This window comes from Nocardia sp. NPDC004604, from assembly GCF_040609795.1.
GTDB lineage: Bacteria > Actinomycetota > Actinomycetes > Mycobacteriales > Mycobacteriaceae > Nocardia.
Window position 1 is genome coordinate 35,283 of sequence record NZ_JBEXLC010000068.1, and the last position, 11,055, is coordinate 46,337.

Annotated in this window: 7 protein-coding genes; 2 read left to right on the top strand and 5 right to left on the bottom strand. The window is 67.4% G+C overall.

Annotated features, from left to right (window positions below):
* Positions 1–8 precede the first annotated feature (8 nt).
* Positions 9–1,301, bottom strand: coding sequence for a sugar ABC transporter substrate-binding protein (locus ABZW16_RS24105; protein ID WP_354958240.1), 1,293 nt, complete (start codon positions 1,299–1,301; stop codon positions 9–11).
* Positions 1,302–1,504: 203 nt separating this feature from the next.
* Here ABZW16_RS24105 and ABZW16_RS24110 point away from each other — a divergent pair, with 203 nt between their 5' ends.
* Both ABZW16_RS24110 and ABZW16_RS24115 read left to right on the top strand, forming a co-directional pair.
* Positions 1,505–3,826 carry a carbon starvation CstA family protein gene (locus ABZW16_RS24110; protein ID WP_354958242.1) on the top strand — a complete coding sequence of 774 codons (2,322 nt, stop codon included), beginning with the start codon at positions 1,505–1,507 and terminating at the stop codon, positions 3,824–3,826.
* 89 nt (positions 3,827–3,915) lie between these two features.
* Complete coding sequence (locus ABZW16_RS24115; RefSeq protein ID WP_354958248.1) at positions 3,916–4,086, top strand: YbdD/YjiX family protein; 171 nt, start codon at positions 3,916–3,918, stop codon at positions 4,084–4,086.
* A gap of 23 nt (positions 4,087–4,109) precedes the next feature.
* Here the strand turns inward: ABZW16_RS24115 and ABZW16_RS24120 are convergent, their stop codons facing one another.
* The 4 genes from ABZW16_RS24120 to ABZW16_RS24135 all read right to left on the bottom strand — a co-directional run bounded on the left by ABZW16_RS24120 (position 4,110) and on the right by ABZW16_RS24135 (position 10,908).
* Positions 4,110–4,607, bottom strand: a complete 498-nt coding sequence (locus ABZW16_RS24120) for a methylated-DNA--[protein]-cysteine S-methyltransferase (protein WP_354958243.1) — start codon at positions 4,605–4,607, stop codon at positions 4,110–4,112.
* 23 nt (positions 4,608–4,630) lie between these two features.
* A complete protein-coding gene (locus ABZW16_RS24125; RefSeq protein WP_354958249.1) occupies positions 4,631–6,259 on the bottom strand; it encodes an Ada metal-binding domain-containing protein in 1,629 nt (542 codons plus the stop codon).
* A gap of 349 nt (positions 6,260–6,608) precedes the next feature.
* Positions 6,609–9,698 carry an AAA family ATPase gene (locus tag ABZW16_RS24130; RefSeq protein ID WP_354958244.1) on the bottom strand — a complete coding sequence of 1,030 codons (3,090 nt, stop codon included), beginning with the start codon at positions 9,696–9,698 and terminating at the stop codon, positions 6,609–6,611.
* 28 nt (positions 9,699–9,726) lie between these two features.
* The gene (locus tag ABZW16_RS24135) at positions 9,727–10,908 is read right to left on the bottom strand and encodes an exonuclease SbcCD subunit D (protein ID WP_354958245.1); all 1,182 of its coding nucleotides are present in this window, start codon (positions 10,906–10,908) and stop codon (positions 9,727–9,729) included.
* Positions 10,909–11,055 lie beyond the last annotated feature (147 nt).

An 11,055-nucleotide genomic window follows, 5' to 3' on the forward strand; every position in this document is an offset into this window, starting at 1 on the left:
TGTTGGGGTCACGGGGATTCCAGGAGGGTGTCGATATCGGCGGTCAGGGCGGCGCTGATGGAGTCGGCGGTGGCGGCGCCGCGTAGCACGCGGTTGCCGCCGCGCTCCAGCAATGCGGAAACCTTGCCCCAGACGGGAGTAACCGGTAGCGCACGCGAATTCTCCGGCCCCTCCGTGAAAACCTGAAGGTTGCGTATCTCGCGATGGGCGGCTGCGAATCCGGGTGAACCCATCGCCGATTTCAGCACGGGCACGAATAGTCCGGAGGACGCGATAATGGCCTGCCCCACCGGGCCGGTCGCGAATTTGACGAATTCCCAGGCCTGTTCGATGCGCGGACTGTCCGCGGCGATGGACAGCCCGGTGCTGCCGACATCGGTAATCGAACCCGGGCCCCCGTGCGGACCGACCGGCAGCACCGTGACATCGATGGGCAGATCATCGTGTCCGGCGAATTCGGAATACAGCCAGTGTCCACCCATCGCCATGGCCGCCCGGCCGCGCCGGAACAGATCCGGCGCCGAAACCGACTGCTGGTCCGCGACTTTTGGCGCAACCCGATGGCGCACCGCCAGATCGGCATAGAACTGGAACCCCTCGACAAACCGGGGATCACCGAGATCGGTCCTGGTCGGGTTCACCGACGGCGTGAACCACTCGGCCCCGTTGTTCATCCCGAAGCAGGCGGCCGAGAAGTACGGCACCCACGCATCGGCGAAGCCCCACTGCCGGGTCCGGCCGGACGGCTCGCGGTGCGTGAGCGCCTTTGTGGCATCCAGGAATTCATCGAACGACCAGGCCTCGCGCCACCGAGTCGGTGCACTGAGCCCGGCTCGGGCGAACAGCTCCCGGTTGTAGTAGAGGAATACCCCGGACCACTGCTCCGGCAGTGCGTATTGCCCACCGGCGTAGGTGAACGTGTCGTACAGCGTCGGGTAGCTGTCGGCGCGCAGTGCCGCGGTGTATTCGGGCTCCCGATCGAGCAGGGTGCGCAGATCCAGCAGCACCCCACGCTCGGCGAGTCCGGCGTAGAGCAGCTCCCACGCCATCATGACGTCTGGACATTTGCCGCCTGCGCAGTAGGTGAGCATCTGCTGCAGTGGGTCGGGCCCGGACATGATGGTGCGAATCCGGATGTCCGGGTGCCGCTTCTGAAATTCGTCGATGATCCGCAGCCGGACCCGCGCCTCCTCCGGCCTGGCCTGGAAGAAGAAGGTCAGCGCGTTGTCATCGGATGCACAGCCGGTGGCGGCGAGCAGCGGCGCGGCCAGCACCGAGCCGAGCAGCGTGCGCCTGCGCAAAACGGCCCTCCTCCAGGCGGATGTGGAGCTTGGCGGAATCGCATGGCAGCATACGTTCGGCAACACCGAGGTGACGGCCGACACACGAACAAAACTTAACGTTGTCCAAAGCCGAAGGAAAACGGCCGCGTTCGGCGTCACCAATCGGATACGTTGTCACGAGTTCGAGCAGCATCCTGCGCGTTTTACAGGAGAGAAGACGGATGGCGACAATCGAATATTTGCGGACGGATCCCGATCTGCCGCCCGTCGGGGTGGTCGATCGATCGCCGATCACGCCAAGGAAGAAGGCGATCTTCGGGGCCATCGCGGTCGTCGGCGCGATCGCCTGGGCCGTCCTCGCCACCTCGCGCGGTGAGAACGTCAACGCGGTATGGATCGTGGTCGCGGCGGTCTGCACGTATGTGACCGCCTACCAGTTCTACGCCAGGCTGATCGAATACAAGATCGTCAAGCCGCGCGACGATGTGGCCACTCCCGCCGAGGCCATGGAGAACGGCACGGACTACATGCCGATGGACCGGCGGGTGCTCTTCGGGCATCACTTCGCCGCCATCGCCGGTGCCGGTCCGCTGGTCGGACCGGTTCTGGCCGCCCAGATGGGTTATCTGCCAGGCACGATCTGGATCATCGTCGGCGTGGTCCTGGCCGGTGCGGTGCAGGACTATCTCGTGCTCTGGGCCTCGTCCAAACGTCGCGGTCGCAGCCTCGGGCAGATGGCCCGCGATGAACTCGGCCCGATCGGCGGCGTCGCCGCGATCATTGCCGTACTGGTGATCATGATGATCCTGCTCGCGGTGCTCGGCATCGTTGTCGTGCAGGCGCTGGCCGCGGTGAAGGGTCCCGACGGTGCGCTGCACGGCGGCAGCCCATGGGGTGTGTTCTCCATCGGCATGACCATTCCGATCGCGCTGTTCATGGGCCTGTATCTGCGGTTCCTGCGGCCGGGCCGGGTAGGCGAGGTTTCGCTGGTCGGCTTCGTGCTGCTGCTGTTCGTGATCATCTCCGGACGCTGGGTATCCGAATCCGGTTGGGGTCGTGATCTGTTCACCCTGTCCGGCACCACCATCGCCTGGCTGCTGATCATCTACGGTTTCATCGCCTCGGTGCTGCCGGTCTGGATGCTGCTGGCACCGCGCGACTACCTGTCGACCTTCATGAAGATCGGCACCATCGGGCTGCTCGCCCTCGGCATCGTATTCACCATGCCGGTGCTGAAGGCGCCCGCGGTGTCGCAGTTCGCGCACAATAGCAACGGTCCGTCCTTCGCGGGCAGTCTGTTCCCGTTCCTGTTCATCACCATCGCGTGCGGCGCGCTGTCGGGATTCCACTCCCTCGTCTCCTCCGGCACCACACCCAAACTGCTGGAGAAGCAGTCGCATGCGCGGATGATCGGCTACGGCGGCATGCTGATGGAGTCGTTCGTCGCGATCATGGCGATCATTACCGCGAGCATTATCGACCAGCACCTGTACTTCGCCATGAACGCGGGCGCCGGGCTCACCGGCGGCACCGCGGAGAAGGCCGCCGCCTACACCAATTCCCTTGGTCTGAGCGGTGATCCGATAACGGCCGGTGAACTCACCCAGACCGCCAAGGATGTCGGCGAGACCAGCATCATCTCGCGCACCGGTGGCGCGCCGACGCTGGCGATCGGCATGTCCCAGGTGATGTCGCAATTCCTCGGTGGCTCCGGGTTGAAGGCGTTCTGGTACCACTTCGCGATCATGTTCGAGGCGCTGTTCATCCTCACCACCATCGATGCGGGTACCCGCGTCGCGCGCTTCATGCTCTCGGATTCGCTCGGCAACCTCGGTGGTCCGGCGAAGAAGTTCAAGGATCCGTCGTGGCGGCCCGGCGCCTGGCTGTGTTCGGCCATTGTGGTCGCGGCCTGGGGTTCGGTCCTGCTGATGGGTGTGACCGATCCGCTGGGCGGCATCTACACGCTGTACCCGCTGTTCGGCATCTCCAACCAGCTGCTCGCCGCTATCGCGCTCACCGTTGTGCTGACCATTCTGATCAAGAAGGGCCTGGTGAAGTGGGCGTGGATCCCGGCGCTGCCGCTGATCTGGGATCTGACGGTGACGATGACCGCATCCTGGCAGAAGATCTTCTCCGCCGATCCGAAGCTCGGATACTGGAAGCAGCACAGTAACTACAGTGCCGCCCGCGACGCCGGAAAGCTGTTGGCGCCCGCCAAGAATGCCGACGATATGGACAAGATCGTGCGCAACACGTTCATCCAGGGCAGCTTGTCGGTGATCTTCGCGGTGCTGGTGTTGATCGTCGCGGTGGTCGGTGCCGTGGTGTGCTTGCGCGCCTGGCGCGCGGGCGGCGGACCGAGCACCGAATCACCGGACGAACCGTCGAAGATCTTCGCACCGCGCGGCTTCATCGCCACTGCGGAAGAGAAGGCGGTGCAGAAGGAATGGGCTGCCCTGATCGAATCGGGGCAGGTCCGCGCGCCGGGCGCCGCACACGCCAAGAGCGCCACGGCGGAACCGGCGGGGCCAGCGGCACATTGACCGCAGCAGCGCAGCCCAGTGACGGCCGGTCGCCTCGACCGGCCGTCATTCGGCGTCTGCGGAGCGCCGGAAGTGCCGGTGCGATAAGGATTCGCGCCGTCGGATCGTGGTTCAACGCGGTCCTCGGCGGACAGGATTACCAGCGCTATGTGAGCCATCTGCAGCGCAACCATCCCGGATGTGAGATCCCGTCCGAACGCGAGTACTGGCGTCGACGCCATGCCGATGCCGATAACAATCCGCAGAATCGCTGCTGCTGACCCGAACCCGTGCCGGCGCGGGACTATTCGATGGTCAACTGAGTCTTGCCACCTTCGTGATCCAATAGCCAGCGTTTGACCGGCAGCCCCCAGCGGAAACCGCCGAGCGCGCCGCCGATGCGCAGGACCCGATGGCACGGCACGAACAGCGCCGCGGCATTGCGGGCGCAGGCATTCGCGGCGGCACGGGTGGCATCGGGACGGCCGGAGATCGCGGCGTATTCGGTGTAGGTGACCGGAGCGCCCGCGGGGATCTTGCGCAGCACTTCCCATGCGTGCATGAGGAATTCGCCGGATCGCTGGCGCACCGCGATCGTATCGATCGCGGTCAGCTCGCCGCGGTGGTATGCGGCGATCGCCCGAGATACCGCGCCGAGTTCGTCACATCGGCGCAATTGGTCCGGACGCAGGCCCGGGTGGATCACCAGCCGCAGGTTCTCGGCATCGGCGGTCCAGCCGGAGGCCAGTACGGCGCCCTCGGCGTCGACCAATGCGGTGAACGGGCCGATCGGTGTATCCATGGTCGCGAAATCGGTTGGCGCATTCACAATTCGGTCTTCGCTTTCGCTGCGGCGACCGACTTCGTCGCGGATGACTTCGGCGGACTGGTTTTGCGACCGGCTAGCGCGGCCTTCCACAGCTGCATGGACAGATACGAGCGCCACGGCGCCCAGCGCGCGGTATCGGGTAGGTCGACACCGAGCAGGGTGGCGCCTTGGCGGACAACGAGATCGGTATCGAGCAGGACATCCGGATCGGCCAGCAGCCGCATGGTCACGTAGTCAGCGGTCCACGGTCCGACGCCGTCCAGGGCCAGCAGTTCGCGGCGCAAGTCGGTGGCGGTGCGGCCCTGGTGCAGCACCAGATCACCGGAGGCGAGGGTCGAGGCGACGCCGACAATCGAGCGGATCCGGCGCGCCGGACCGGTCAGCACGTCGGCCCCGCGTTCGGCGATCGCGGCCGGGGTGGGGAACAGCCGTGATACCGGTCCGTCGATCGGCTCGCCCAGCGCCTCGACCAGCCGGGCGGTATGGGTCGCGGCCGCGGCTACCGAGATCTGCTGTCCGATCATGGTGCGCAATAACAACTCCGGGCCATCGAGGCAGCCGGGCACCCGGATACCCGGAGTGAACTGCGGACGAGCGGTGGCGCGGCGGGCGGTGATCGCGCCGACATTGAAGGGATGGTCGGCCGGTGCCGCACCGGCATCCGGGAGATCCCGCGCCGATGTCACGACGACATCGGTATCGGCTGGCACCACACCGAGCGCCTCATCGATGCCGACCGGGTCGGCGTCCAGATCCAGCAGGCGCCGCAGTCGCGCGACGGTCGGCGCGAGATCACGCATATCGTGCAGGGACAGTTCGGCGCGGACATGATCGCGCTGGAAACTCAGTCGCGCTATCGCATGCCCGTGCGGGGTGCGCAGACTGCGGGTGTAGGCGCGGCCCTCCCACAGCTCCATGCCCGGTGACACGTGTGCGGAGAGAAACCACTCCAGCCAGCCCCGGTCCAGCGGTTCCCGAAATGGCAGGCGCAGCGCCAGCGAACCGTTGGCGGCGGCCACGACGGGATTTCCCGAGCGGGTCAACCGCTGTGCCTCGGTGCGCATGGTGGTGGGGCTGACCGCGAATACCTCGCGGACGGTGTCGTTGAACTGGCGAATGCTGGCGAATCCCGCCGCGAAGGCGATATCGGACATCGGCATATTCGTGGTCTGGATGAGCAGCCGCGCGGTGTGCGCGCGATGCGCCCTGGCCAGTGCCAGCGGACCGGCGCCGAGTTCGGTGGTGAGCACCCTGGTCAACTGGCGTTGTGAATAGCCGAGGGTGGCGGCCAAGGCGGGCACGCCGCCGCGCTCGATAACGCCGTCGCCGATGAGCCGCATAGCCCGCGCGGCCAGATCGGCGCGGGTGTTCCAGAGCGGCGATCCGGGTGCGGCATCGGGTAGACAGCGGCGGCAGGCCCGGTATCCGGCCTGCTGCGCGGCCGCGGCCGTCGGCAGGAACGTCACATTCGTCGGCTTCGGCGTGATCGCCGGACATGAAGGGCGGCAATAGATTCCGGTAGTCCGCACAGCGGTGAAGAACTGGCCGTCGAATCGGGAATCCCGGGTCGACACCGCCCGATAGCAGCGCTCGAAATCCAAAGCCGTGATCGTCACCCAATCCACAATGTCAGTAACCCGCACCGAGCGCTAGCGGAAATCTGCCATAAACCCCCATGGTATGCGCGGACGATCCGTTGCAGGAGCTGATCCAGTCGACCGCGTCGCCGCCAGATACTCCTGGAAGAGGTCCGACTGTCTCGGTCGAATCGGAACCGGGACAGCGTATGGACGGCAACACCGGACCGGTTCCGGGAGGCTCGGGAAGCTCGGGAAGCTCGGGAAGCTCGGGAAGCTCGGGAAGCATCGAGACAAGACGCCCGAACCAACATGTATCGGGCCGGGCGATCTCCCGGCGAGCGACCGAGCGGTCGAGTGGTCTTGTTCGGCGCCGCCGGGTAGCGACGCGGTCGGCTCAGGCGACGGTGGTGCGCAGTTGCGAGCCTGCCCGGCCACGGATGACGTGCAGGCGGCTCGGGATGCGCTGGCGCATTTCATCGACATGGCTGACCAGGCCGACCACCCGCCCGCCCGCGCGGAGTTCGTCGAGGACGCCCATGACCGCGTCGAGGGTATCGGCGTCCAGACCACCGAAGCCCTCGTCGATGAAGATGGTGTCGAGGACCACGCCGCCGGATTCGGCCGCGACGGTGTCGGCGAGGCCGAGGGCCAATGACAGTGCGGCCATGAAGGTTTCGCCGCCGGAGAGGGTTTTGGCGGGGCGGATGGCGCCGGTGTAGTCGTCGCGGATATCGAGGCCGAGGCCGCCGCGTCGGCCGCGTGGACCCGCCTTGTCGGAGTGTACGAATTCGTAGCGCCCGCCCGACATTCGGCGCAGCCGAACCGAGCCCGCCAGCGCCACCTCCTCCAGCCGGGCGGCGAGCACATAGGAACGCAGCGACATTCGGCGGTTGTTCTCGCCGCGCCCCGCCACCACCTCCGCGAGCCCGGCCAGTTCCTCGTGGGCGCGCTGCACCGGGGCGATACGGTCCACCGCGGCCCACAGCTGTCCGCCCAAGTCCGCCAGGAGGTGCACCCGGCGAGTTGCCTCGGCATCGGCGGCGACGGCGGTATTCAGCTGGGCCTGTGCGGCAGCCACCGCGGCTGCCAGCTCGTCGAGATCGCCGGGTTCGGTCGAGGCCGCGGCCTGGATCTCCGGTTCGGCCAGGATGGCCTCGGCATGTGCGCGGGCGCGGTCGGCGGCGACCAGTTCCGCCTCGATATCGTGCTGCCGCTGCGGGGTTCGCGATGCGGCGGTGACCACTCGGGCATAGGCGGTCAACCGGGCGACATCGTCCCGTTCTGGTGCGTCTACTTCGCCATTGACCTGCTCGACGATGAAACCCGCACCCAGCGCGAGACTTTCGACGCGGTCGGCAATGACGGTGACTTGTTCCGCGGCGGCCGAGGCATCATTGCGGGCGTCGCGCAAGGCGGTCGCATCGCCGATCAGCGTATCGAGTCGGCCGCGGCGGCGGTCGATGGTTTCATCGGCGCCCGCGGCGGCGCGCAGGCGGTCGGTGAGTTCGCTGAGACGGGCGGTCGCCGCGGCGATGCGAGTCGTGACAGTGCTGCGCCGGGTATCGGATTCGCGCAGTTCGTCGTGCAGGCGGGTTTCGTCGGTGCGCAGGCGGGTCAGTTCGGCGGTGAGACTGTCCGAAAGGGCAGCGAGTTCGGCGGCGTCCTGGTAGCGGTCGGTGGCGGCGCGCAGGGCGGCGGCCAGTTCGACGCGGTCGGCATCGCCGCCGCGGGCGATGAGCGCCTCGATTTCGCGTTCCAGACCGGTAATGCGCGCCAGCACCCGGTCGCGGGCGTCCTCGGCCGCGCGTTCGCTGGCGGCGGCCGCGTCCTCGGTCTCCTTCGATACCGCGCTCTGCGTCGGGCGGGCCGGTGCGGGGTGATCGGCAGATCCGCAGACCGTGCAGGGCAGTCCGTCGGTCAATTGACCGGCGAGTTCGGCGGCCATACCGGCCAGCCTGCGCTCGCGTAGTTCGAGCACCCGTTCCTTGGCGTCGAGGTGTGCGGCGCGGGCGGATTCGAACTCGATGCGGGCGTGGTCGAGAGTTGAATTGCGACTGGCAAGTTCGACGGCCGCCGCCGCTGCAGTTTGCAGCCGTTCGCATTCGGCGGTCAGCGCGGGCAGTGCGGCTGCGGCCTCGGTGGTTTCGTGCAGCCTGGCCTCGATGGTGGCGATCGATCGGGGCAGTTGCTGACGCAGCCGGTTCAGTTTGTCCACTCGACCGGTCAGTGCGACGTCCTCGTCGCGCAGCGTTGCCAGTTCCGAGGTGAGCCGGGTCGCGGTCGTTGCGTCGGCGCTCACCTCGTCGAGCGCGCCGATCTGTGCGCTCCACCGTCGAATGGCCGCATCGACATCGGCGGCCACGGCGACGGTCGGCGCACCGTCCGGACCCGGCTCGACCGCGATCAGCTCGATGCCCGCGATATCGGCACCAGCGGGTTCGGCGAGCAGTGCGGCCAATCGTGCCGCAATGCGTTGCGCTTCGTCCGTCTTGCGCCTGGCCCGCATGACCGCGGCGCGCGCCGCATCGATCGCCTCGGCGACCGGTGCGGCGCGACGCGCAAGTTCGAGTTCGGCCTGCAGGTCGGCGCGGTGGTCGGCCGCGGCCGCGTATTCGTCGAGCCGTTCGCGGGCGACGGTCATCCGGCGGCGCAGCTCGTGCAGGCGGCGCTGTTCCTCGGCAAGGGATCTGGTGCGCACCGATTCCTGTTGGCAGCGTTCGGCTTCCGCGGCCGTCGTGGCGAGGGCAGCACGTGCGGTCGCGAGCAGGTCCTGGGACCAGCCGACCGCCTCCAGCGGTCCGACCGATTCCGCCGCCGTCTCCCCCGCGGCCACCGCGACCTGTGCGATCAACCGATCGATGCCCTGCTTGCGCGATTCGACATCGGCGGCCGAGGCCCGCCGCTTATCGGCCAGCCACTGCTCGGCACTGCCGAATCGCTCGGTGTCGAAGAGCTTTTCGAGCAGCTTCTCCCGATCCTCGTTCTCCGCGCGCAGGAACCGCGCGAAATCCCCCTGCGGCAGCAGCACGACTTGGAAGAACTGGTCCGCGCTCATGCCGAGCAGCCGGATGATCTCGTCCCCGATATCGGACAGACGAGCCAGGTTCGCGCCGCGCCCGTCCAACCATTCCAACGTCGCGGCGGCATTCTCCTTCACCCAGCCGCTCTTGGCCCGCCTACTCGGCCGCTGGAATTCCGGCGAGCGGGTCAGCCGCACGCGTCGGCCCCCCAGTGTCGCTTCCAGCACCACGCGCGGCGGCGTCTGCTCGTCGGCATGATCGGAATGCAGCCGCTTACTCTCGCCGCGCGCGCCCGGCACACTGCCGTACAGCGCGAACGCGATCGCATCGAGCACCGTCGTCTTGCCCGCCCCCGTCTGACCGTGCAGCAGAAACAGCCCATCCGCGCCGAGCGCGTCGAAGTCGACAACCGTGGTGTCGGCAAATGGCCCGAACGCGGTCATCTCCAGCCGGTGCAGCCTCATGCAGCGCCCAGCCTCGACTGACGGCCGCTCATGCGGACAGTTCCCCGGCCAGGGTTTCCACCGCGGCAACGACCCGTTCCGGTTCGGCGACAGCCGCGGCGAGCGCTCGTTCCAGCCAAGCCATTTCGCCTGCGGAGGGTTCGCCGCGGACATCGGCGAGGAAGCTCTGCGCTACTTCGGTATCGCGGCGGCCGTGCACGCGCTCACGGTAGCGCAATTCCGGATTGCCTTCCGGGCGTGACCATTCCACGTGCACCGCATGCGGGAACCGCTCCCGCAGTTTGCGCATGGCATCGACGGGGCGGGCATAGTCGGTCAGCGTCGCCGAGACGTAGTGTTGCTCCGCCTCGGAATAGGCGGCGGCAGTGAGCAATTCGTCGAGGGTGCCGGTGAGGCGGCTCAGGCCGCGCACAAGCGGAAGATCGCGGCGCTGCACCGAGCCCAGGCCGGTGGCATCCAGATCGACCAGCCATACCGCCTTGCGATGTGCGGTCTCGGCGAACGAATACGGCAGCGGGGAGCCGGAATAGCGCACCGACCCCGACAGCGTCTGCGGCGAATGCAGATGCCCGAGCGCCACATAGTCGATACCATCGAACGCCGACAGCGGCACCGTCTCCACGCCGCCGACCGAGATCGAACGCTCGGAACCGGTCGCCTCGCCACCGACCACGAAGGCGTGCGCGAGCACCACCGTGCGAGTGTCCGGCCGTTCGGCGATATCGGCCCGGATCCGGCGCATCGCCGCATCCAGGATCTGCGCATGCGAACGTGCTTGTGGCACACCGAGTTCGGCGCGAGTGATCTCCGGCTCCAGATACGGGATGCCGTAAAAGGCGATCGCACCGTGTGCATCGGATAGCAGCACCGGCCGATCGGCATCGGCGACCGTGGTGCGCAGATGCAGCCCTCCCGCCGCCGCGAAACTCGCCCCCGCACCGAGCCGCGTCGGTGAATCGTGATTGCCGGAAGTCGCGATGATCTGTGCCCCGGCCGCGCGAATGGCCTCGAAACCCTGGATACACACCGCGATCGCGTCGGCACTGGGAATGGACCGGTCGTATACGTCCCCCGGCAGCACGACCACGTCAACGGATTCCGCGGCCACCAATTCGGCAATGGCGGCGAGCGCGGCGGCCTGATCCGCGAGCAGATCGACCCCATGGAATGTGCGCCCGATGTGCCAGTCCGAGGTGTGCAGCATCCGCATGCCGCGAAACCGTAGGCGATGGCACCGACAGACTTCAATTGCCGCACCCGCCGTGTCGTATTCCGGCACCTCCATGCGGCGTGTCTCTGTCTGATTTGCCGCGCCTGCGGCGCGGCGGGTTCGCGGCCCCGAAGATTCAGCATCGCG